Consider the following 24,555-nt stretch of genomic DNA (forward strand, 5'->3'; position numbering starts at 1 on the left):
ACACGTTGATCGATTCATGACTTCCCTTCGCGAACTGGGCTCTTCCGATCCTCAGGTGTTCTCGTGTTCCCGTGTTCCCGCTCGCCCTCGGCGGCCATGTCTTCGGCCGGACGGCCGACGGGGCGCAGTCGTTCACCGTGCTCGACGCCTACTCCGCCCAGGGAACGAGGGCGCACTGTTCTGGTTCCGGCGGCGGATCGTGCTCGGGGGGCCGCGCTCCGGTCGCTCCGCCGAACTGCCCGTCTCCACGAACGCCCCGGAAGCATCGCGCTCCCGGGGCGTTCGCGCATCCGCGGCGCGCGCCCGGGGCTACCGGGGCGGCAGCTGGTACGGGTTGTAGCCGCCGTACGCCTGGTGCGGCGGCGGGAACGCGGCCGGGGCCGGCGCCGGCCAGTACGCGGCCGGGGCGGGCGGGAACGGGTAGGGGCGCAGGAGGCCCGCCGCCTGCGCGGCGTAGGCGAGGGCAGGAGCGGCCACGTCCCTGCGCTGCCAGAGGTGGTGCAACAGCTCCAGTTCACGTGCGGCGAAATCGGGGCCCACCGTCCCGAGGCGGGCCTGGCGGCGGAGCGAGGCCAGCGACATCGCGAACGACTCGTACTCGGCGACGGTACGGGCGGCGGCCTTGCCCCGGGCCTTGGCCTGCGCCTGCGCCTTGCGGCGCTCCTTGCGGGGCGCCCCGCCCTGCGCCGGGGGCGGGGCCTGGACCGGCGCCTGGACGGGCGCGCCGACCGGGGCCACCGCTCCGTGGCCCGGACCGTGAACCGCTCCGGTGCCCGGTGCGTGGCCCGGACCGTACGGGTTGCCCCAGCCGGCCCCGGCGTCGAAGGAGTGGTGCCGACGGGCCGCGTCGCGGGCCAGGCCGCGGGCCCGCATGGAGGCGAGGGCGAGCGGTTCGACGGGGGTCAGCCAGCCGGCCGCCGCGTAGCCGGGCAGCTCCGCGGCGAGTGCGCGCAGCTCGCGTCGGCGTGCCCAGATCACCAGCCAGGTCACCACGCCGAAGAGCGGAACCATGAACACCGCGTACACGGCGTAGAAGGCGAGTGGTCCGAAGAAGGAGGCCGACCCGTTCCACAGCGCGTGCATGCCCATGGCGAGGACGAGCCCCAGCAGCGGCAGCGCGACGCGGCGCAACCGCCGGTTGCGGGCACTGGCGGCGGCGAGCCCGAAGCCCGTTCCCGTCAGGATCGTGAAGAGCGGGTGCGCGAACGGGGACATCACCGCCCGCACGAAGAACGTCGCGGCGGTCACCGAGGCGACACCCGAGGCCCCGGCCTGCTGGTCCTCCCCGAACGCGTTGCCCAGATAGAGGATGTTCTCGGTGAAGGCGAAACCGCTCGCGGTGAAACCGGCGATCACGACGCCGTCGACGATTCCGCTGAACTCACGTCTTCGGAACAGGAAGATCAGCAGGATCGCGGCGGCCTTGGCGCTCTCCTCGACGACCGGTGCTATGACCGTCGCACCGAGGTTGTCCGCGTTCGTCGGGTCGGCGGTGGTCGTGGCTATCCAACGGGTCGCGAACGAGTTCGCGAGGATCGCGATCAGGGCGGCCGCGAAAGCGCCCCAGGCCAGGGCGAACAACAGGTTCCGCCAGGGCGCGGGGTCGACCCGGTCCAGCCAGCGGAACGCCGCCATCAGGAGCGGCACGGGCAGCACCGCGAGGCCGAGACCTACGAGGAAGCCCTCGGTGCCCGTCTGGTCGCGGACCAGGGCCAGGATCGCCAGAGCGCACACCGCGAGCACCGTGCACACGGCCGCGACGCGGAACGTCCTGCTGCGCCACACCATGCCGACGCGCCGCGGCCGGTACCTCCAGTGCCGTCGCTCCGGCACGGCGGCCAGGATCTCGCCGACCCGCTGCTCCTCGAGCACCGGGACGGCCGGATGCGGCTGCCGCTGCTGGACAGACCCTTCGTATACCACCCCATGACCCTAACCAGCGGCACCGACACCGGCCACGGGGAATGGCCGGTGGTGGCCCTTCGCCGGACGTCGGCGGTGGCCGGGGAGGCATCATCTGCGGCGGGCTCGGCGACGGGCTCCGGGCGAGGCCGGCGACGGATCAGCGGCGGGTGAAGAGCAGGTCGTGCACGACGTGGCCCTTGTCGATTCCCTGGCCCTCGAACCGGGTCAGCGGCCGGAACGCGGGCCGTGGCGCGTAGCCGCCCTCCGGCAGAGTGTTCTCGAAGAGGGGGTGGGCGGTCAGCACCTCCAGCATCTGCTCCGCGTACGGCTCCCAGTCGGTCGCGCAGTGGACCAGGGCGCCCGGCTTCAGCCGCTGGGCCACCAGGTCGAGGAATTCCGGCTGGATCAGCCGACGCTTGTGATGACGCTTCTTGGGCCACGGGTCGGGGAAGTACACCCGCAGCCCGTCCAGCGAGTCCGGTTTCAGCATCTCGCGCAGCAGGATGATCGCGTCGCCGTTGGCGACACGGATGTTGGACAGACCGTTCCGCTCCGCGAGGCCGAGCAGATTGCCCTGGCCGGGGGTGTGGACGTCGACGGCGAGGATGCCCGTCCCCGGGTCGTCCGCGGCCATCTGCGCGGTGGCCTCGCCCATGCCGAACCCGATCTCCAGCACGACCGGGAGCCCGTCGAACAGCTCGGGCAGATCGAGGACCCGCTGCCCGTCGATGTCCAGGCCCCATGTGGGCCAGAGCCGCATCAGGGCGTCCTCCTGGCCGGGCGTGACCCGGCTCCGGCGCGGCTGGAAGCTGCGGATGCGGCGCTCGTGGTGCGATCCGGCCGGATCGACGGCGGGCCCGCCGGGGAAGCGCGGCTCCTGGCGCAGCCTGCGCTGCCGCTCGAAGGACGCGGCGCGCAGGTCGTCCGGAATCCCGGAGCCGGTCCCGGAGGAGGTCCCGGACGGGACGGTCCCCGCGGAGGTTCCGGCGGACGTCCTGGAAACACGGGTCGCGGAGGTCCCGGCTGCGGGGGACGAGGGCGCCCCCGAGGGGCCCGCGGTGAGGTCTGCGGGAGGGTTCGCGGAGGGGTTCAAGGGCTCAGACACAATGACCCGATTCTACGGCGGGCGGCTTCCACCCCGTCTCCCGTGCCCGGAGCAGTGCCCTGCGTGCCACCTCCCGCCCGATGGGCAGGGAGGCCGTCGCGGCGGGGGACGGGGCGTTCAGCACGTGGACGGTGTGCGGGGCCTCGCGGATCAGGAAGTCGTCCACCAGGGTGCCGTCGCGCAGCACCGCCTGGGCCCTGACCCCGGCCGGGGCGGGCCGCAGATCGGCCTCCGTGACATCGGGCAGCAGCCGTCGCACCGCCGCCGTGAACGCGCGCTTCGACAACGAGCGGCGCACCTCGCCCGCCCCGTAGCGCCAGTGTCCTCGCGCGATCCGCCAGGTGCCCGGCCAGGTCAGGGTGTCCGCCAGCTCGCGGGGGCGCACGACGGGCCACGCGTATCCCTCGCGGGCCAGCGCCGGCACCGCGTTCGGACCGACGTGCACACCGCCGTCGTGGCCGCGGGTCAGATGCACGCCGAGGAACGGGAACGCCGGGTCGGGCACCGGGTAGACCAGACCGCGCACCAGCTCCGGCCGCGCCAGCTCGTAGTACTCCCCCCGGAACGGCACGATCCGCATCCCCGGGTCGTCGCCCGCGAGCCGCGCCACCCGGTCGCAGTGCAGCCCGGCGCAGTTGACCAGCACCCGGGCCCGCACCACCGCGCCGTCCGCCGTGCGCGCCGCCACGCCCCAGGAGCGCCGGTCGACCGAGACGACCTCCGAGCCGTGACGGATCACGCCGCCCGCGGCGACCACCTCGGTGGCGAACCGTGCCGCCACCGCCGGGAAGTCGCACACCCCGGTCGTCCCGACGCGGATCGCGGCGAGCCCGCGCACATCGGGTTCGTACGCGGCGATCTGGGCCGGCCCCAGCTCGCGCACCGGGAGCCCGTGCTGCCGTCCGCGCTGGACCAGCGCGTGCAGCCGGGGCAGCTCGGACCGCTCGGTCGCGACGATCAGCTTGCCGGTTACCGCGTGCGCGATGCCGTGCTCGGCGCAGAACTCGACCATCTCGGCGGCACCGCGCACCGCGTAGCGGGCCTTGAGCGAGCCGGGAGGGTAGTAGATGCCGCTGTGGATCACGCCGCTGTTGCGCCCGGTCTGGTGACGGGCGGGGCCGGACTCCTTCTCCAGCACCGTCACCCGGGTGCCGGGAGCGGTGCGCGTGAGGGCGTACGCCGTCGACAGGCCGACGATCCCGCCGCCGATCACCAGCACGTCGCAGTCGTACGCCGCGTGCGTCATCACCACGCCACCTCCCACCCCGATAGTGCACTGACCCACTGACACCGCACTCAAACCAGTGGGACCAGCGTGGCGCGTACTTTCGTCGCTCATTCTTTCGTAGAGCACCTGCTCGGGCAGCCGACCGGCAGTGCCGACCGGCAACGCCGACCAGGAGCGTCGGCCGGGAACGCCGGATACGGGAGATCGGCGCGGGGGCGCGATACGCGGACGTTCACGCGCGTCCGGCCGCCGCCCCGGCCATGCGGAACGTGCGGAGCACGCGGGGCGAGGGCCGGGCGGAGCGGCGGCCGGGACGGCGGGCCGGTCAGGCGGGTGCCACCAGCAGCGGCCGGGCCCGTTCGCGCAGCTCGGCGACGCGTGGCTCGTGTCCGTACGGTTCGAGCCGGTGCAGCAGGTCCCGTACGTACTCCGTGGTCCTGGCGGAGGAGATGCGGCCCGCCACCTCCACCGCGCGGGTCCCGGCCGCGCAGGCCGCGTCGAGGTTCCCCGACTCCAGCTCGGCCACCGCCGAGACCACGAGCCGCAGCCCGTGCGAGCGGACGAACTCCTCGGTGGGCCGGGACAGCGCCTGCTCGGTGAAGCGCCGCACCTGCCGGGGCGCCTTCAGGTCGAGGTGGCACTCCGCGGCGTCGGCCGCGAACCTGTCGTACGAGTAGAAGCCCAGCCACGACGGGTCCGCGTCGCCGTCCCGGGAGCGCTCCAGCCAGCCCTCGGCGGCCTTCAGCGCGGCCCCCGCGGCCGACGCGTCGTTCGCCTTCGCGTGGGCGCGGGCCTCCACCAGGCGGAAGAAGCTCATGGTGCGGGCCGTGGCGAGCCCCCGGTTGCGCTCGACGGCCGCCTGGGCCAGATCGACCCCCTCGTCGGCGAACCCACGGTAGGTCGCCTGCAACGACATCGACGCGAGGACGTATCCCCCGAGGGGGACGTCGGCCGCGGCCCGCGCGAGTCTGAGCGCCTGGATGTAGTACCGCTGCGCGGCCTCCTGCTGGCCGGTGTCGAAGGCCATCCAGCCGGCGAGCCGGGTCAGCTCGGCCGCCGCGCCGAAGAGGGCCCGGCCCACCTCGTCGCTGTACGAACCGAGGAGCAGGGGGGCCGCGTCGACCCGCAAGCACTCGGGAACCATGGAGGAACGCCAGTCCCCGCCCCCGTACTTGGAGTCCCACCGGCGGGCGTCCTGGGCCGCCTCGCGCAGCTTGGCGACATCGCTGTGGCCGACCCGCAGGGGGGATATGTCACCTGTGACGGGGGGCGCGACCGGGGTCGCGCCCGTGGTCGAGCTCGTGCCGACGCCGTTGTGCCGGGGCCCGGCCGACGGCGCCGGAGCGCCCTTCGCCGCTCGGTCGCTCCTGACGGCCCTGGCGGAGGCGGCAGGGGGCGCGGTCCTGGACGCGGACGCGTTCTGCGGGCCGGGCTGGGCGGGGATGGACGTCGCGCGCGGGGTTCCGGGAGCCAGGGTTCCCAGACCCGGGCGGCCCGCCGCCCGCGCCCCGGCTGCCGGACGCGTACCGGTCGCGGCCGGTGCACCCGGCCGCCCCCGCGCCCCGGAAGCCCCCGCCGAACCTGCCGAACCCGCCGAACCCGCCGAATCGGTCGGACCAGCCGCGTCGGTGGCCGGTCCGGTGGCGGACGTGGTGGCGGACTCGGCGGTCGCTTCCGCGTCGGTGCCCCCGGCCGCCGCGCCCGCAGCGCCGTGCGCCCCCGCACCGGTGTGTGCGCCCTCTGCGCCCTGGGGGCCGAGAACGGCTGCCCGGGCGGCGTTCGCATCACGCTCCACCGACGGGTCGGCGGGGGATATCAGCCAGCGGGACGCGGGGGTCGCGTACGCGCTCACCGAGAACGAACCGGCGAGCGACTGCCAGATCCCGCCACTGCCCGCCCGGCGCCCGGCCAGATCCAGCCGGTACAGCTCGGTCGCGGAACGGACCGCTTCGGCCACATCGCGAGGGAAGGCCAGCCCGACCTCCGGCGCCGGATCGGCGTCCGCGAGTCCGATCTCGTGCAGCGGGACCGGACGACCGAGCTTGGCGCCGATCGCCGCCGCGATGAGATGGGGCGCGGCCCCCTGCGGCACCATGCCCTTGGAGACCCACCGGGCCACCGAGGTCTTGTCGTACCGGAGTGTCAGACCGCGCTGCGCCCCCAGGTCGTTGACCCGCCGGGCGAGTCCGGCGTTGCTGATTCCCGCGAGGGCGAGAACGGTTCCGAGCTTCTCGTTCGGTCCTCGTTGCTCCCTGGACATGCGTCACCCCTCGACACACAGACGGCCGCCGCGTCACCGTTGCGGCGCGCGGCATTCGTACCGTGTCCTCCCCAGGGACGACCCCCGGCACTCCGGCCGCACACGCATGTGGCGGAGCCCCGAGGAATATGCCTCCTGCCGAGAACCTCAGTGAACCCAGCGTAGTTCGCCGCATCCCTACCGTTAAGGGGCAGACATCCGTATGGCGGGATTGTTGTCCGTGCGGACGGAGGCGCCGCCGACCGCCCCGGCGGGTGCCCGCGGGGGGCGCCCCGGGAGCCGGTGCGGAGGGCGGGCCGGGGCGCGCGGAACGGATGCCGGGCCGTCGTGCGCGACGGTGCGAGAGCGTCGCGCGACGCGGGCACGTGGGCTGTGGAGGATGTGCGCTCCCGGGCTCGCGCGGCGCCGCGCGAAGGCCGGTTCGGTGTCCGCCGACGCCCCGTCCGTGCGCTCCCGCGAGCGGCGTCCGCGCAGCGTGGGCGTGGTGTTCGCACAGCGTGGAGGCGGTGTCCGACGGGTTTCACGCGTGCTCCTGGTGTGTGGCCGTGCGCCCGGCCGTGCGCTCTCGTCCGGCTGTTTCGGACGGGCTTCCATGGGTGCTGCGTGGGTCGGCCCGCTGCGGTGGAACCAGTGGGCTGGGGGACACTGCCGCCTCATTCCCCGCAGGCGGTGGACCGGTCCGGGAGGCGTCGGAAACGCCTCCCGGACCGTGCGTGGAAGCCGGTCCGCGGCCGTCGGCCGGGAGCGGTGCGGGGAGCGGTGCGGCGGCGGTCCGGGGCGGTGCGTGCCCGGTGCCGGCCGCGTGCGGCGCGGGGCGTGGGTACGGGCCCGGCGACGGGCGTGGAGCCGGGTCCGGAAACGGGCCCCCAGCAGGTGTCGGGCCGTCGGCGGCCTCTCCGGAGGCATGTGCCGACGGCATGCCGCCGCGAAGGGAGATTTCGGGAGAAGCCGGGAGGAGTGTTTCGGGAGAGAGGCCGGGGAGAGAAGCCCGGGGCGGGCCCGGGAGCGAACCGGGGTGAAACAGGGCGTCCAGGGCGGCGGGTACCCCGCTGCCAGGCTCCGTCATGCCCTGAGAATGGCCGAAAATCATCGATCAGCCGAGGTTGGCCCGATCGATTCGCGGACATCCCCGCCGACACGTCCGTGAGCGCCCGTCGCGGATCCGCGAACGCCACGGAAAGTGGCCGGATACCGGCCGCGTGACCCGGCTCGCACGTGGTAGGCAACACGCCCGGCACGTAAGGCTGTTGACGCCCTGCACGCCGCGCGCGGACCGCGCGTCGCCCGTACCGCCGAGCCCCCTGTCCGGGGCCGTCGGCCGCTGGATGTCCACCCGGACCCGGTCGTCGCCCGCCCCGGTCCGGCCCCCGGCCGGGGCGCATGCCCGTACGACGTGCGCCCTCCGCAGCCCCTCCGGCACGTGTCCGCCGTGGCAGCATGTCCGCAACGACGGCGCGCACCAGCGGAGTTCTCCCGATGTGTTTCCGCTGCGCCGTTTCGTCCACAGTCCGTGGAGGCGGCGATGCGTTGGTTGGTGGGATGGAGCAGTGTCGCCGCGCGCTCCGGTGCCGCCGGTACCGCCGGTGCGGTCGGTGGCATCGACGCGGGGCGCACCGTACAGCCGGTCGGCTCCCAACTCCTGTGGGGCGACCCGGATCCTCTGTGGGCCGTCGGCGACTGGCGCCCGGACGAGATCCGCGTCAGCAGGGCCGAGACGGCCGAGGGCGCGCCCACCGCGCGGCTCGCCGTCCTAGGCTGCTGCGGCGCCACGGACGAACAACTGCGGGTCGGCCTCCTCGCCGCGCGCGGCGGGGCCCTGCGCCATCTCACCTCCTGGCCCGGCAGTTACACGGTCGTCGTCCAGGTCGGACGCAGGATCGGTGTCATCGGAGACCTGGCGGGAGCCCGCCCGGTCTTCCACACCCCCTGGGTGGGCGGCACCGCGTACGCCACCGCCGCGCTCCCGCTCGCCGACCTCGTCGAGGCCCAGCTGGACATCGGCCACCTGGCCGCGCTGCTCGCCTGCCCCGAAACTCCGGAGACGCTGCGCGACGGCACCCCGTACGAGGGGGTGAAGCGCATCCCGCCGGGTCACGCGCTCATCCTCCGCGAGGGTTCGCGCGAGATCACCGGCTACGAGGCGGTGGCCTCGCTGGCCGTCGCCGCGCCCGAACTCGACCCGGTGAGCGCCGTCGACGGGGTGCGGGACGCGCTGGTCGACGCCGTGCGGGCCAGACTCGCCGCACCGCGTCACGCCCCCGGAACCCTGCCGTCCGATCCGGGGCCGGTCCCCGGAATGGGGCCCGCCGACCGACGCGCCGCGCGGGGCGCGCCCGTTCCCGGCATCGGCGCCGACCTCTCCGGAGGCAGCGCCTCCGCAACGCTCGCCCTGCTCGCCGCCGGACTGCCGGGGCTGCCCGGTCTGCCCGGAGGCATCCTCGGCCACGGCGCGGGCGCGGGGGAACGGCTGCTCGCCGTCACCTTCAACGACCTCACCGCGCACGGGCACGAGGACGAACTCGAACGCGCCCGCGTCATCGCCGCCAACCCGCGCCTGCACCACGTCGTCGTGGCCGGAGGGGAGGAGGCCCTGCCCTACGCCGACCTCGGCGGCGGCCCGCTCACCGACGAACCCGCGCCCTGTCTCGTCGCCGCCGAGCGCCACCGCCGCCGCCTCGCCTCGGGCAGCGCCGACCACTTCGTCGGCGGCGGGGCCCGGCAGGTCCTCGACGCCCACCCCGCGCGCCTCGCCGACCTGCTGATGGATCGGCGCAGGCGCCACCTGCTGCGCCCGGTCGCGGCACTCGCCAAGGCCGAGGGCCCCAGCGCGCACTCCTTCTTCGTCCCGTTCACCGTGTACCGCGCGGCCCGGCGCCTGTCCCGTACCTCGTACCGCACGGGACTGGAAGCGGCGGCCGGCCGGCTGCCGGGCGCGAACCGCCACGCCCCCGACCTCGACACCCCCGCCGACGCCTCGCTCGCCGCCCTCGCCTGGTCACGGCCCGGCCCCGCCGCGCACTGGCTGACGGGGGAGGCGCTCGCCGAAGTATCGGTTCGTCTCCAGGAGGCGGCGGTCCGGCCGGTCTCCGTCCAGCGGCCGGGCGAGGCCCGGGCACGGGCGGCGCTCGCCCGGTACGCCGCCGACCACCGGATCCTGGAGCAGGCCGCCGAGAACCGCAGCCAGCGCCTGCACGCGCCCTTCCTCGACAACCAGGTCGTACGCGCCGCCCGCGCGCTCCCCGAATCGCTCCGGGTGCAGCCGGGCGCCCGTGGCGCGATCCTGCGCCGGGTGCTCGCGGGCGCGGGCATCCACGACCTGCCGCCCGGCTGGGGCGCCCCCTCGCACGCCACCTCCCAGGCGACCGCCCGCACCGGTCTGCGCGCCGCGCTCCCCGAACTGATGGCCCTCTTCGACGCCCCGCTGCTCGCCGACGCCGGTCTGGTCGAGGCCCGCGTCGTGCGCAAGGCCCTGCGCGCCGCCGCCGACGGCGAACCGCTCCCGCTCGACGGCCTGGCCCACCTGGCGTCCATGGAACTCTGGCTGCGCCGCCTCGTGTCGCGGCGCGGCACCTGCTGGACGGGCACGGAGGCGCCTCGCCGTCGCGCGGTCGCGCACGGTGTCGTCCCGGCACGGCGGAGCCTGCAGCCGTAGCGGGGCGGCGGGAGCTCCGGTCCGCCGGGAAGCCCGGGGCGACCGGGGCCGGTCCGCCCCGAAGACCGGGGTGGCGGGATTCCGGTTCGCCTCGGGGCGCGGTGGGGTTTCTGTCGTCCGGCGTGTCCGGTGCCTCATTCTGTACCGGTCCTCGGCCGGCCCGGGGTCAGAATGGCCCGGTGCGGTACTCGATCCTGGGCGTCACCGAAGCGCGAGACACGAACGGCGACGTGCTGCCCGTGGGCGGTACGCGGCTGCGCGCGCTCCTCGCCGCCCTCGCCCTGCGCGCCGGGCGGCCCGTGCCCGTGGACGTCCTCGTCGACGACGTCTGGGGCGGTGAGCTCCCGTACGACGCCCCCGCCGCGCTCCAGGCGCTCGTGGGCCGGCTGCGCCGGGCGCTGGGCAGGGACACGATCACCCGTACCTGGGGCGGCTACCGCCTGGAGGCGACGTCCGACGAGGTCGATCTGCACAGGTTCGAGCGGCTGTCCCGCCGGGGAGCCGAGGAGCTCGACGCGGGGGACCCCGTCGCGGCCGCCCGGACGCTGCGCACCGCGCTCGCGCTGTGGCGCGGCCCCGCCCTGGCCGACCTGCCGGACGGGGGCCACGGGCACGGACTGCGCCCGGAGGCCCACCGCCTGACCGCGCTGGAACGCCGTATCGAGGCCGACCTGCGGTGCGCCACCGGGGAAGGTGGCGCGGCCGGGGCCGGGGCAGTTGGCGTGGCCGGGGACGGTGGCGCGGCTTTCGGCGAGGGGCTCGCTCCAGGTCCAGCTCCAGCTCCGGGCCAGGACCCCGGCCCGGGTCCCGGATCCGGGCAGGGGCAGGGGCAGGGGCCGGGCGCTCTCGTACCGGAGTTGAGGGAGCTGATCGTCGCCCACCCGTACGACGAGCGCTTCCGGGGCCAGCTGATCCGTGCCCTGCGTGCCGAGGGCCGCCGGGCCGACGCGCTGGCCGCGTACGAGGAGACCCGCCGCGCTCTCGCCGAGGGGCTCGGTGCCGAACCCGGCCCGGAACTCCGCGCCCTGCACCAGGAATTGCTCCGGCCTCCGGACATCTCACCGGACCCGGTACGAACCCCCGCCGCTTCCGGTTCCGCGCCGGTCCCGGGCAACATCCGCCCACGGCTCACCTCGTTCGTCGGCCGTGAGCCGGAACTGCGATCCATACGCGAGGAGTGGAACCGGTCCCGGCTGGTGACCCTGACCGGGCCCGGAGGCTCCGGGAAGACCCGTCTCGCCGAGGAGGCCGCGATCCGGTCGAGCCTGCCGGGGCCCGATCAGCGGCTCCCCGGCCTCCCGCTCCCGGGCCCCCCGCCCCTGGAGGCATGGATTGCCGAGCTGGCCCCCGTGGACGACCCGGCCGATGTCCCCGGAGCCGTGCTCTCCGCCCTCGGGCTGCGCGGCACGACACTTCTGCTGGACAACACCCGCGACGGGCAGCCACCGCGCAGGGACCCGGTCGAGATCCTCGTCGACCACCTGGCGCACCGCTCCCGCGTCGGTCCCGTCCTGCTGATCCTGGACAACTGCGAGCACGTCGTGGACGCGGCCGCCACGCTCGCCGAAACGCTGCTCACCCGCTGTCCGCGGCTACGTGTCCTCGCCACCAGCCGCGAACCCCTCGGCGTCCCCGGAGAATCGATACGCCCGGTCGGGCCGCTCCCGGCCCAACCCGCGCACCGGCTGTTCGCCGAACGCGCCCACGCCGTACGCCCCGACTTCGACCTCGCACAGGAGTCCGCGCGCGACCCCGACGCGGTGGCGGAGATCTGCCGGCGGCTCGACGGCCAGCCGCTCGCCATCGAACTCGCCGCCGCCCGGCTGAGGATGCTCGGCCCGCGCCAGATCGCGGACCGGCTCGACGACCGGTTCCGTCTGCTCACCGGCGGAGCCAGGACAGCCCTGCCGCGTCAGCAGACGCTGCGTGCCGTCGTCGACTGGTCCTGGGACCTGCTCGACGAGGACGAACGCACCCTGCTGCGGCAGTTCTCGGTCTTCGCGGGCGGCTGGGACCTGGCCGCGGCGGAAGCCGTCGCCGAGAGCCCGGCCGTGACGGCAGCCGTCGTCGAGCGTCCGGACGTGGCGGAGGGCGTCGTCGAGCGTCCGGACGTGGCGGAGGGCGGCGTCGGGAGCCCGGCCGGGGCGGAGGACGCCGCCGAACCGATCGGTTCGACCGGTTCGGCGGTCGGTTCGACCGCCTCGTTGATCGGCTCGCTCGTCGACAAGTCCCTCGTCGTCGCCGCGCCGACCGCCACCGGTGGGATGCGCTACCGCCTCCTGGAGACCATCCACGAGTACGCCGGCGAGCGTGCGGCCGAGACCCCCGCTCTGCGGGCCGCCGCGGCGAACGCGCACACCGTCTACTTCGCCGCGCTCGTCGAGGAGGCCGATCCCCGCCTGCGTTCCGGCGAGCAACTGCACTGGATCGCACGCCTGGAGACCGACCTGGACAACATCCGGGCCGCCCTGACCCGCACCGTCGTCACCGAGCCGTCGGAGGCGGACGCGGTGCGACTGGTCCTCGGCATGGGCTGGTTCTGGTGGCTGCGCAACCACCGCACCGAGGGCCTGAGCTGGTGCGAGCGGGCCATGACGCTCGGGCCGGAGCCGCCGCACGACGGCGATTCCCGCTTCTGGCCGCGCATGCGGCTGCAGATGCTGAGGTTCTTCCTCACGGTGGAGAACGGTCCGGCCGATGACTTCGACCATGCCGACGGGTGGTGGGAGCTGATGGAGCGGGCGGCCGACGCCTTCAGGTCCTCCGGCCCGCAGAGCGCCCGCTTCCCGGGGCTGCTCTGGCCGATGACCGCGTTCGTGACCCGTACCACCGCCGAAACGCGTGCCAGGGTCGAAGCCGCGGTCGCCAACGCCCGGGTCCATGGGGGTGCCTGGGAGTACGGCGTCATGCTGATGTTCCGCACCCACATGATCGTGGACATGCCGGGCGGCATGCCCGGGGTCGACGACGATCTCGCCGAACTGCGCGAACTGGCCCATCGGATCGGCGACCGCTGGCTGCGCGCCCAGGTCGCGAGCGCCACCGCCGAGGTGGGCGTCATGCGCGGTCGGTACGAGGAGGCGGCCGCGGCGTACGAGGAGGCCCTGACGCTCGCCCGCGAGGTCGGGGCGCACGCCGAGGTGCCGTTCCTGCTCGCCCGACTCGCCGAACTCGCCCACCGGACCGGTGACATGGCCGGGTTCGAACGGCTGCTTGCCGAGGCCGAGACCGGGGCGGAGCGTCTTCAGGTGCACGACGCCCGCGCCTACGCCCGCTTCCTGCGCGCCACCCTGGCCCTGGACCGCGGTGAGATCGCGGAGGCGCGACGGCTGATCACGGAGGTGGAGGCGGCGGCCGGGCGGGGCAGCCCGCCGTCGCACTTCACGGCGGTGATCAAGGGACTGGACGCGCGGATCTCGGTGCACGAGGACGGGCCGGGGCGCGGTCCGGAGGCCGGGGTACGCGGCCTGACGCAGGCACTGCGCGGGGCGCGGGACGCCCAGTGCGCCGAACTCGTCACCGGACACCTGGTGGACGGCGTGGCGGCCGTGCTGCCGAAGCTGGGCCGCCACGGCGAAGCCGTACGGATACGGGCGGCGGCCGACGGCTGGCGGCCCGCCGATACCCGGACCGGTACGCAGCGGGCCGAGGCGGACGAGGCCGAGCGGTCGGCCCGCGCGGAACTGGGGGTTCAGGCATACGAGTCGGAGCGCGCCGTCGGCCGGACGCTGACGGTCGACGACGTCATCGACCTGCTGACCCGTATCTGCGCGGAACTCCCGGACACCTCGACGAAGCTCCGGGGCGACCGTCTCAGCGGCAGTTGAGGCCCGAATCCGCCCAGTCGGCGAGTGCCGCGCCGCTGCCGTGCTGCATCCGATCGACGACGAGCCGGATCCTGGTCTGACCGGTGATGCCGACATCGACGGGTACGGCCGGGTCGCCGCCGTGCAGCACCGGGGACCGCCACAGCAGTGACCCGTCACCGCCGAGGACGGAGAAGCGCACCGCGCCCAGCCCCAGCGACATGTCGTCGAGCCCGACCACGGCCTCGTACCGCGAGCACTGCCGGTTCAACCGGATCGTGACCGAGGACTTGCTGTGAACGGTCACGCCGTGGGCGTACTGCCTGCCGCCGATCCAGAGACCGGAGCGCTGCCAGAGCCAGTTGCTCTCGTTCACCACCACTTCGGGTTCGGTGTGGTCGCCGGTCGTCGAGTAGCGCAGCTCGCTGAGCCGGTAGACGGTGGGCGGCGGGGCAGGGGTGGGGGTCGGGTCGGGGGGCGACCCGGGGTCGGTCGGCTCGGGCTTCCCGGTCGTCGTCGCCGTCGGTCCGGGCGTGGGAGGCGGCGCGGTCGGCGGACGCGTGGGGTCCGGAGCCGTCGTCGTGGTCGGCTCGGACGTCGGCTTGGACGTGGGCTTGGACGTGGTCTTCGGTGGGGGATTCGGCGCCGGGGCCGAGGGTGCCGCCGCCGACGGGGCCGAGGCGGGCGACGCGGCGGCGGGCGGCACCGGTGCGGGGGGCGCCGGCGGCTGGGAACGTGAGGACGCTGTCGGATTCGGCGGGGCGGGCGGCGGCACCGCGGGTGCCGCGGCGGCGGGCTGGGTGGCGTGCCCGCTGTCGGGCCCCGGCTGGCCGCTGCCGACCACGGCCCAGGCCAGCCCGGCCGCCGCGGCCACGACGACCGCCGTCACGATGCCGGCCTTCACCGGCGTGCCGAGCCCTTCCGAGAACGCGCCACCGCCGCCCGCGCCCCCGGAGGAGCCCCCGCCGGTCGCCGCCGCGGCGGCTCCCGCGCCGGCCGCACCGGCAGCGCCACCAGCGGCGATCCCGGCGGCCTTGAGCGAGTACCCGGCAGCGATCCAGCCGATGACCGCGACGGGCAGCAGCGCCGGAATCCCGGCATTGACATGGGCCAGTTCGCCCGCCGCGAGCCTGCACTTCGCGCACTCGTCGAGATGTCCGCGCAGCCCGCGCTCGGCCCGCATCCGGAGCCCGCCCCGGGCATACGCACCGAGCCGGTCGGCGTAGCGTGCGCAGTCGCCGCCGGAGGTGAGCGCCTGGCTCACATGGGCCTGGAGGTACGCCTGCTTGAGCCCTTCGCGGGCCCGACTGGCCAGGACCGCGGTGGCGTTGGCGGTCAGCCCGAACAACGGGGCGATCTCGCTGGGCGACTCCTCCTCGACGGTGGTGTGCCACAGCACCGCCTGCCAGCGCTCCGGCAGGCTGCGGAAGGCCCGCATCGCCATCGAACGCTCGGCCTCGTGCATCGCGCGCACATCCGCGCCGAGGTCGAGCGTCTCCACGTCCGACACCTGCGAGGACCCGGCGGCCTGCGTGGCGAACACGGCGAAGTCCTCGACCAGTTGCTCCCGCTTCGCGGTCTTGGCCCAGGCGGCCGCGACATGCCGGACGGCCGTCATGAGGTAGGCCCGCACCGCTTCCTCGGGGCCCTTGCCCCTCCGTACTGCCTGCAGCGTGCGCGCGAAGACCTCGGCCGTCAGGTCGTCGGCGGTGTGCGCGTCCCGGCAGCAACTGCGCGCGTAGCGGCGCACCGCGTCCGAGTGCCGCCGGAACAGCTCCTCGTACGCGTGGTCGTCGCCGTTCCGCATCTGCCTGATCAGATCGGCGTCGGAACCGGCGCCGTCGGTGGTGCTGCCGCCCTCCCGCTGCATCGGCACCGCGGCCTCGGCAGCCGCGTCGACGCCGGTGTCACGTGCCCCCGGCCACGGGCCCGGCAGGACGGTGCCGGCATCGGCGCCGCCCCCCGATCGTCCCGGGCCGCCCTGATACGGCACCTGGCGGGAGAACGGACCATCGGCCTCCGCCACACCGCCCGCGGCGGCGACGTCGTCGAACGACTCTTCCTGCTGCCCGTCACCGCTCATCGCGATAGCCCCCGTATGCGCTGTCGGACCCGAACATCGGGCAAGCGTGCCACATGGCGCAATCACGCCGGACCCTCAGCCCCGGCAACCACTCATCCGGGGTGTTCTCTCGAATATGAGCTCTGAGCGCCGCTCATTCGGGGAAGAGTATCCGAGCGCCTTTTCACGCGGGCAGGGCGGGCATCGGGCGAAGGCCCCGTCGACGAGGGCTGTTCAGGCCCGTCCGGTGATGCGGGGCCACCGGGGAACGCCAGGCATTCGATCGGGATTCGATCGGGATTCAAGCGAGTTTTGGCCGGGATTCGGTCGGGATTCGGTCGGGATTCGGCCGTGAAATGGTCGCGGACCAAACGGAATTCGGCCACGGACGAGCCGCCATCATCCGTGGACCGACCGTGCGACGAACTCGGAAAAGCCGCGCGACGAGCCGGGAACGGCCGTGCGACGACCGCAGATCGGCTGCGGAAGCACTGTGGAACGGCGGTGGAACGGCCGCGGACAGGTGGCGCATCCGTAGTGGACCGGTAGTGGATCGGCCGCGGTTGGGCCACGGACCGACGGTGGATCCGCTGCGTCAGGACTGGAAACGGCAGGGCGGCGCCTCATCGCTCCCGATCTGCGAAGCGCGAGCCGACCTCGGACGGCTGCCCGGAACTCCGGGGCCGCCCCCGCCCTCCGACGGACCGGGGGCGGCCCCGGCTCAGGCGGCAGGCCGGGAGCGCAGCCCCTCCAGCAGGATGTCCAGCAGTCGGCTCGAAGCCGCCGCCTGCTGAGCCGCGTCGGGCAGCGAAGGCGCCGCCGTCGCGATGACCAGCAGCACATCCGCCACCGTCACGTCACGGCGCAGCTCACCGGCCGCACGCGCCCGGTCCACGAGCCGGCCGACGACCTCCAGCAGCTCACCGGCCCCGGCGTCGTCCGTGCCGCCGTGCCCGGCCTCCCGAACGGCACGCGCCTCGGCCGGCCGGAGGTCGCCCGGCCCCGTGCCCTGCCGCTGCTGGGGCACCAGCGTGGTGCCCGAGCCCGGCAGGATCGCCGCGATGGCCCCCGCGTCCCCGATCGGCGCCGAGCCGTCCGCGCCCGCGTTCCCGGCCCCGGCCTCCGCCCCGGCAGCTGCGGACTCGGCCCCCGAACCGGCGTCGGAGCCGACGACCGCGTCCGCGTCGACGCCGACCCGGAGCACCTGCGGCGGCAGCAGCCGGCCCGCGCCCGAGGCGACGGACGTGCGCAGGAAGCGCGACAGCGCCGACCACGGCTCCTCCTCCTGCCCCAGAGCGGTCCGCGCCTGGTCCGTCAGCCGGGCGGTCTCCTCCTCGGCTATCCGCCGGACCAGCACGTCCTTGCTCGGGAACCGCCGGTACACCGTGCCGACGCCGACCCTGGCGCGACGCGCCACGTCCTCCATCGGGGCCCCGTACCCCAGCTCGCCGAACACCTCGCGCGCGGCGCGCAGCACGTGTTCCAGATTGCGCTGGGCGTCCACACGGAGCGGGGTCGACCGGCCGTTCGTTCCGCTCACCCCGCTCGCCCCGATCCCCCCGTTCGCCGCGCCCGTCGTGGTCGTCGCCGTCATGGTCGTCCCCGTCGTACCGACCGGCATCACCTCGTCGACCGTCCCCACGGTTCCGACGGCGCCGCCTCGGCCGTTTCCATCGGACGAATGGGACGAAACCGCCGCAGCGGTCTGCCAATGAGGATCCTGAATATGCATGATGTTCCCCCGGTAATGACGTCTCCCCCCGGAGACTTCCCGCCGTCTGAGCCAGAGATTGGATCTTGGTCCCGACCCGGCACTCCGACGACATACGAACATAGTTGAGCCTGCGTCAATTCAGAAGAGGGTAGTTCCGCACGGAGCGTCTCCGATCGGTGCGAGGACCGGCCGGCCGGCCGGGCGACCCCGGCCCGCCGCCCCACCCCGGCCCCTGACCTGCGCGGCTCACGCGACACCGCGGCCGCCGACGGCGCCGCCCCGTCCGGGATCTCCGGTCACACAATTTGCCGGGGCTGTGGACAAACCCTTGAGCCCGTTGCGTCATGGGGTGGTGATGGCTTCAGATTCCGGGGGAACACCCCCCGGCCCCCCGGCGTGCGTACGCATTCTCGTCGTCGGCGGCGGCTACGTCGGGATGTACACGTCGCTGCGTCTCCAGCGGAAGCTGAAGCAGCGGCTCAGGGCAGGCCGGGCCGAGATCGTCGTCGTCACCCCCGAGCCCTATATGACGTACCAGCCGTTTCTGCCCGAGGCGGCCGCAGGCTCGGTCTCGCCGCGCCATGTCGTCGTGCCGCTGCGCCGGGCCCTGGCGCACTGCCGGATCGTGATCGGCGAGGCGCGGCACATCGACCACTCCAGGCGCACGGCCACCGTGGCTACGCTCGCCACCACGGAGGACGGCACGGGCGCCGTCGAGATCCCGTACGACGAACTCGTCCTCGCGCCCGGTTCCGTCTCGCGCACCCTCCCGGTTCCCGGCCTCGCCGACCACGGCATCGGCTTCAGGACCGTCGAAGAGGCCATCGGGCTGCGCAACCACGTCATCGAGCAGATGGACATCGCCTCCACGACCCGCGACCCGGCCCTTCGCGCCGCCGCCCTCACCTTCGTCTTCGTCGGCGGCGGCTACGCGGGCGTCGAGGCGCTGGCCGAGCTGGAGGACATGGCCCGCCACGCCTCGCGGTACTACCGCAACATCAAGGCGGAGGACATGAAGTGGATCCTCGTCGAGGCGTCCGGCCGCATCCTTCCCGAGGTCGGCGAGGTGCTGGGGCTGTACGTGATCCGCGAGCTGCGCGGCCGCAACATCGACGTGCGCCTCGACACCCGGCTGGAGTCCTGCGAGCACCGCGTCGCCGTCCTGAGCGACGGTTCCCGCATCCCGACCCGCACCCTCGTGTGGACCGCGGGTGTCAAACCGGCACCGGTCCTCGCCGCCACCGATCTGCCGCTCGACGAGCGCGGCCGGCTCAGATGCACGGCGGAACTCGCCGTCGAGGGCGTCGAGCACGCCTGGGCGGCCGGGGACGCCGCGGCCGTACCCGACCTGACGGCCTCCGAGAAGGGCGTCAGCACCGCACCCAACGCCCAGCATGCCGTGCGCCAGGCCAAGGTCCTCGCCGGGAACGTCCTCGCGTCGCTCGACGGCGGCCCCCTCGAGGAGTACCGCCACGCCTCCATGGGCTCCGTCGCCTCGCTGGGCCTCCACAAGGGCGTGGCCCAGGTCCGCGGTCGCGCGCTCAAGGGGTGTCCGGCCTGGCTGCTGCACCGCACATACCACCTCAGCCGCGTCCCGACGCTCAACCGGAAGGCCAGGGTCCTGGCGGAGTGGACGCTCGCCGGTCTCTTCAGGCGCGAGGTCGTCTCCCTCGGCTCACTGGAACATCCGCGGGCCGAATTCGAACGTGCCGCGGGAGGCGGACGGCCCGGACCGGGCGGCCGGCCGACCACCGGAGGCCCGCCGGGCCCCGGTCGGCCCATGGGGCCGGGCGGTCCACCGGGCCCCCGCCGCCCCGCCGGACCCGACGGCCCACCGGGGCACGGAAGCTGACCGGCCCTCGGCCCGCAGCCTCACCCGACCGCGGCATCGCCGTACCGACAACTGTCAGTACGGTCCGCCACACTGGACGTGTGACCATAGGTGGGCCCACACCTGCGCAGAGTGACCCCGGCCGGCAGCGACGAGACAGTGAACAGCAGCGACATCCCCGATGTCCGAGACGCATCAGAGACGTCAGAGGTATCAGAAGCACCAGAGGCACCGCACGCGTGTGACGCGCCGGGGGAACCGGGCGCGTCACGGGCACCGGACACCTCTGACGCCTCCGGCACCTCTGACGACTCGAAGGCACGATCAGCGCGACGAGGCCCGGCTGCGCTCTCCCGGGTCCGGCCCCCGACAGAACCGCCGGAACCACCGGATCCGCCAGAACCACCGGATCCCACGTAACCGACGGATCCGGCCGGGACGGCCGGATCCGGCAGGGAGAACCGGGACCGGCAGAGGAATCAGCCCGCCCGAGCGGACCACACCGACACACGAGGCCAGAAATTCCGTGAACTTCACGCGTTGGAGCGCCCGCCTACCCGGAACGCAGCGCCGCGCCGCCGCTCGGGACGACCGCAGCTCCGTACCCCCGGCGCGCGCCGAGCACGGGCGCCCCGAGTCCGGACCCCGCCCACCGGACGACGACCCGGGCACGGTCACGCCCGACGGCCTGTCCGGCGTCCTGCCCCACGACGGACAGGACGGGACGTGCGACGGCGTGAGCGACGAGACGCGGGACGACGCGCACGACGGCCGTCCCGCCGGGACCGGCGGCCCCGCCCTGGAGGACCTCTCCGCGCGGGACCTGCTGGGCAGGCTGCCCGCTCTCGTGGCCCTGGTGCACGGCCCCGACCACCGGATCGAGTACGTCAACGACGCCTACGTCGCCGCCTTCGGCCCGCGCCCGATCGGCGCCACCGCCGCCGAGGCCATGCCCGAACTCGCCGAACTCAGCCTGCTGCCCCTCATGGACCAGGTCCTGCGCAGCGGCACGCCCCGCACGGTCAAGTCCCGCAAGGTCCGCAACGGCAATTCGTACACCGTGACCTGCACCCCCGTGCACCGGGACGGCGACGCCGGAACGGCCGACGACGCGAGCAGGACCCCGGGCAGGAACCGGAGGAAGGACAAGGACAGGGGCACGAACCGCGGCAGGGCCGGAAGCAGGAACGGGAACGGGAGCGCGGGCGACGATGCCGGGCGCGGAGTGCTCGTGTACGCCGCCGACGTCACCGACCACGCCGAAGCGGCCGAACGGCTCCGCGCCAGCGAGCGCCGCCACCGCGAAACGGCCGTCACCCTCCAGCGCTCGCTGCTCCCGCAGGAACTGGAACAGCCCGACGACCTGCGGATCGCCGCCACCTACCAGCCCGGCGGCACGGACGCGGCGGTCGGCGGCGACTGGTACGACGTCATCACGCTCGGCGCCGGCCGCACCGCCCTGGTCATCGGCGACGTGATGGGCCGCGGGGTGCGGGCCGCCGCCGTCATGGGGCAGCTCCGAACGGCCGTACGCGCCTACGCCCGGCTCGACCTCCCGCCGCACGAGGTGCTCCAGCTCCTCGACGGTCTCGCCGCCGAGATCGACGCCACCCAGATCGCCACCTGCGCCTACGCGGTCCACGATCCGAACGAGGGCCGGCTCGTCTACGCCTCCGCCGGGCACCTGCCGGTCCTGGTGTGCCACGAGGACGGCACGGTCCACCGCGCCGAGGACCCGACCGGACCGCCACTCGGCACCGGTGGCTGGATCCACACGTCGGGCACGATCGAGCTGCCGCCCGGTTCCACCGCGGTCTTCTACACGGACGGCCTGGTCGAGCGCCGCAGCGAGGACATCGACGAGGGTGTCGCCGCGCTGGAGCGCGCCCTCTCGGGCGCCAAGGGCTCGCCCCAGGTCGTCTGCGACCGGCTGATCCGTTCCCTCGGCGTCACCGCGGAACACGACGACGACGTGGCGGTGCTGGTGGTCCAGCACCCCGCCCGGACCGGGGCCGACGCGGAGCTGTTCCACAACGCCTCGCTCGATCTCCTCGGCGGCATCGAGGCCGCCCCGCGCGCCCGCGCCTTCGCGACCGGCGTCCTGACGTCGTGGCGGTTCCCGGTCGAACTCCGCGACCTGGGCGTCCTGGCCGCGGGCGAACTCGTCGCGAACTCCCTCAAGCACGGCACGCCGCCGATGCGCCTGGGACTGCGCCGCACCGACCGTCGCCTGATCATCGAGGTGACCGACGGCGACGACCACCTGCCCCGCCGCCGTCGCGCCGATCCGGCGGACGAATCGGGGCGCGGCATCTCCATCGTCGCGACGATCGCCACGTCCTGGGGTTGCCGTCGCAGGCCGGGCGGAGGCAAGGCGGTCTGGTGCGAATTCGCCCTGCCGCAGGAGCGGTGAGCACAGACCTGTGCAGCAGCGGTGAGCACGGACAAGGGGGCCCCGTTGTGCACAGGGCCCCCTTGTTCCGGCGCGTCCGGTCCGCTACCGCTCGGGCCGGGCCGGTGAATCAGTGGCAGCTGGGCGCGGGTGCGGGCTCGGCCTCCGGCCGCGAGACGGCCACCACCCGGGACGGCGTGACCTCGGCCGACGGCTGGTCCTGCGCCGGGGTGAGCCGTCGGCCCAGCCGCAGTGCCAGCACCGTGATGCCCAGTGAGAACAGTACGAACGTCACGATGTACGGACCGTGCAGCGTGGCCCCCATCGGCCCGCCCACGGCCGGACCGACCGCCAGCGCGAGCTGCTTGCACAGGGCGAACGCGGAGTTGTACTGCCCGACCATCGACTCCGGCGCGAGGTCGGCGACCAGCGGCGCGACAGTCGGCGACAGCATCGACTCACCGAGCCCGAAGAGGGCGTACGTGGAGATCATCGCGGCCGTCGCCATGGTCTGGCTGCCGTGCCCGAGGCCCGCGAAGCCCGCCACGACCCAGGCGAACGCCCAGATCAGGCCGACCAGCGCGATGACCCGGCTGCGGCGGTGACGTTCCACCATCCGCAGTACGACGAACTGCGCCACGACGATGACGGCGGTGTTGGCGGCCAGTGCGATGCCGAGGGTCGAGGGCTGGATCCCGGCGGCCTCGGTGCCGTACGCCGCGAGACCCGACTCGAACTGCCCGTAGCAGGCGAAGAACAGCACGAAGCCCAGCACGCACAGCTGCACCATGGCCCGGTGCGACAGCAGCGCCCGCAGCCCGCCCGTCGCCCCGGACCCGTCGGTGGGCCGGGCGTCGGAGGAGGACGGCGTACCGGACAGCCGCATGGTGGAGGTCATGACACCCAGCACCACGAACATCGCGGCCTCGATGAGGAACAGCAGGGTGAAGGTGCCCGGCCGGGACGTGTCCACGATCTGCCCGCCGACGAGCCCGCCGATGCCGAGCCCGAGGTTTTGCAGGAAGAACTGCATGGCGAAGGCACGCGTGCGGGAGGCGGTGCTGGAGCACCACACGAGCATCGTGGCGAGCGCCGGCTGTGTGACCGCCGTACCCGCGCCCAGGACCGCGGCCGACAGCACGGACGCGGTCACACCGGACGACAGACCGAGCGCCACCGCGCCCAGGGAGGCGACGGCCGAGGCGACGACCAGTACCGGCAACGGCCCGCGCCGGTCGATGGCACGGCCTGTGAACGGCAGAACGGCCAGCGCCGCCATGGCGAAGACCGCCAGCACGACTCCCGCCGTACCCGCACCCAGATCCCGCACCTGTGCCACATAGACGTACAGGTACGGAACGGTGAACCCCAGCCCGAACGCGCTCAACGCGCTTCCCAGCTGGACCCGCCGCAGCGCTGCCCCCATCTCCCTGGTCACACTCACCTGCCTCAAGCTCCCGAACCGGCATGCCGACATGCCGGGCCATATCAACGACTCGAACCCGAAGACTTTAGCACTAAAGTTAGAAGGTCAACAATTCAGGCCGAAGGACTTCGATGGCCTTGGCGGGCGTGCCATACTGCCCGCCATGTCTGACACCACCGAGCAGCCCGGCCCGCAGGAGCCGAGCCTCGACGAGCAGATCGCCGCGTATCAGCGGGAGTTTCGCGACCTCGACCCGCAGGTCGAACAGGTCGTCTCGGCCCTCGGCCGACTGAACCGCCGGATGAACGTGGCGTACGGACGCCAGCTGGCCACCCTCGGCATCAGCAACGCCGAGTGGGAGGTCCTCAAGACCCTGGTGCTGGCCGGCTCCCCCTACCGTCTGGGTCCGGGCGAGCTCGCGAAGCGCCTCGGCCTCACCCCGGCCGCGATGACCCACCGGATCGACCGCATGGCGGCCGAGGGCCTGGTCACCCGCGACCGGGACGAGAACAACCGGGTGCGCGTGATCGTCGAGGTGACCGACGAGGGCCGTACGAAATGGCTGGAGGCGATGCGCATGGCCACCGCCTTCGAGGAGGACCTGCTCCAGGACTTCACGGGGGAGGAGCGGGGGGCCCTCGGAGACATGCTGATTCGCGTCCTGCGCCGGGTGGAGCACACCCAGCCGGACGCCGGCGGTCGCCTCACCGACCTGGACTGACCCGGCGGCCGGCCCGACGGCCGACATGTTGACCGCCCCGACGGCCGTCGGGGCGGTCGCCCGCCCGGAAACCGCTTGACCTGGTGGGGTTGACATGCCCCACCCCGATCCGTAAGGTTCTTCGAGTTGTCACGGGGCCAGAACAGTTCTGTGACAACCGATCCCGCCGCGGACGCGGCAACCAAAACTCAGCACGATCTCCCACTCGGGGAAATTTCGGCATGCCGAAATTAATTTCGAGGACTCGATTATGAGTCGCCGGGAAGGTCCGCTAGAGTTTCGGTGTCGGAACGGCCCAACGGCCGGGAAGACGAATCCCGCTGACTGGGAATCAGGCCCGAAAGGATCTGATAGAGTCGGAACCGCCGAAAGGGAAAAGCGCGAAAGCGTGGGACCTGGAAGGCGAACCCGCTTCGACCGGGAATCGGACACCAAAGAGTCTGATAGAGTCGG

General features: G+C 73.8%; 12 protein-coding genes. 5 read left to right on the forward strand and 7 right to left on the reverse strand.

Features of this window, described 5'->3' with window-relative positions; all coding sequences use genetic code 11:
* Positions 1-309 precede the first annotated feature (309 nt).
* From ACFYXM_RS26415 to ACFYXM_RS26430, 4 genes are all read right to left on the reverse strand, one after another.
* Positions 310-1,872: a PrsW family glutamic-type intramembrane protease gene (locus ACFYXM_RS26415; protein WP_389292936.1), complete on the reverse strand. Its 1,563-nt coding sequence runs from the start codon at positions 1,870-1,872 to the stop codon at positions 310-312.
* 190 nt (positions 1,873-2,062) lie between these two features.
* Entirely contained in the window at positions 2,063-3,010 is a 948-nt protein-coding gene (gene trmB / locus ACFYXM_RS26420; RefSeq protein WP_389292912.1) for a tRNA (guanosine(46)-N7)-methyltransferase TrmB, read from the reverse strand.
* A complete protein-coding gene (lhgO, locus tag ACFYXM_RS26425; RefSeq protein WP_389292938.1) occupies positions 3,003-4,259 on the reverse strand; it encodes an L-2-hydroxyglutarate oxidase in 1,257 nt (418 codons plus the stop codon). Before lhgO ends, trmB begins: the two co-directional genes overlap by 8 nt.
* Positions 4,260-4,563: 304 nt before the next feature.
* Positions 4,564-6,498 (reverse strand): sporulation protein, encoded by a 1,935-nt coding sequence (locus ACFYXM_RS26430; protein WP_389292914.1) that lies wholly within the window; start codon positions 6,496-6,498, stop codon positions 4,564-4,566.
* Positions 6,499-8,020: 1,522 nt separating this feature from the next.
* Between ACFYXM_RS26430 and ACFYXM_RS26435 the strand changes: the two genes are divergently transcribed.
* Together ACFYXM_RS26435 and ACFYXM_RS26440 are read left to right on the forward strand one after the other, a co-directional pair.
* Complete coding sequence (locus tag ACFYXM_RS26435; protein ID WP_389292915.1) at positions 8,021-10,150, forward strand: asparagine synthase-related protein; 2,130 nt, start codon at positions 8,021-8,023, stop codon at positions 10,148-10,150.
* A gap of 179 nt (positions 10,151-10,329) precedes the next feature.
* Complete coding sequence (locus tag ACFYXM_RS26440; protein ID WP_389292917.1) at positions 10,330-13,977, forward strand: BTAD domain-containing putative transcriptional regulator; 3,648 nt, start codon at positions 10,330-10,332, stop codon at positions 13,975-13,977.
* On the opposite strand, the gene ACFYXM_RS26445 is transcribed toward ACFYXM_RS26440, so the two are convergent.
* Positions 13,964-16,039, reverse strand: coding sequence for a sigma-70 family RNA polymerase sigma factor (locus tag ACFYXM_RS26445; protein ID WP_389292919.1), 2,076 nt, complete (start codon positions 16,037-16,039; stop codon positions 13,964-13,966). The two genes, ACFYXM_RS26440 and ACFYXM_RS26445, sit on opposite strands and share 14 nt — an antisense overlap.
* A gap of 700 nt (positions 16,040-16,739) precedes the next feature.
* Positions 16,740-17,750: a TetR/AcrR family transcriptional regulator gene (locus ACFYXM_RS26450; protein WP_389292920.1), complete on the reverse strand. Its 1,011-nt coding sequence runs from the start codon at positions 17,748-17,750 to the stop codon at positions 16,740-16,742.
* Between the two features lie 337 nt (positions 17,751-18,087).
* Here ACFYXM_RS26450 and ACFYXM_RS26455 point away from each other — a divergent pair, with 337 nt between their 5' ends.
* Together ACFYXM_RS26455 and ACFYXM_RS26460 are read left to right on the forward strand one after the other, a co-directional pair.
* Entirely contained in the window at positions 18,088-19,584 is a 1,497-nt protein-coding gene (locus ACFYXM_RS26455) for an NAD(P)/FAD-dependent oxidoreductase (RefSeq protein ID WP_389292922.1), read from the forward strand.
* 505 nt (positions 19,585-20,089) lie between these two features.
* Positions 20,090-21,976, forward strand: coding sequence for a SpoIIE family protein phosphatase (locus ACFYXM_RS26460; protein WP_389292924.1), 1,887 nt, complete (start codon positions 20,090-20,092; stop codon positions 21,974-21,976).
* A 109-nt stretch (positions 21,977-22,085) separates the two neighbouring features.
* Here the strand turns inward: ACFYXM_RS26460 and ACFYXM_RS26465 are convergent, their stop codons facing one another.
* Positions 22,086-23,381, reverse strand: a complete 1,296-nt coding sequence (locus ACFYXM_RS26465; protein WP_389292939.1) for an MFS transporter — start codon at positions 23,379-23,381, stop codon at positions 22,086-22,088.
* Positions 23,382-23,544: 163 nt separating this feature from the next.
* On the opposite strand from ACFYXM_RS26465, the gene ACFYXM_RS26470 reads away from it, so the two are divergent.
* The gene (locus ACFYXM_RS26470; protein ID WP_389292926.1) at positions 23,545-24,102 is read left to right on the forward strand and encodes a MarR family winged helix-turn-helix transcriptional regulator; all 558 of its coding nucleotides are present in this window, start codon (positions 23,545-23,547) and stop codon (positions 24,100-24,102) included.
* Positions 24,103-24,555 lie beyond the last annotated feature (453 nt).

It is taken from the genome of Streptomyces sp. NPDC002476, assembly GCF_042889785.1.
Classification (GTDB): Bacteria; Actinomycetota; Actinomycetes; order Streptomycetales; family Streptomycetaceae; genus Streptomyces.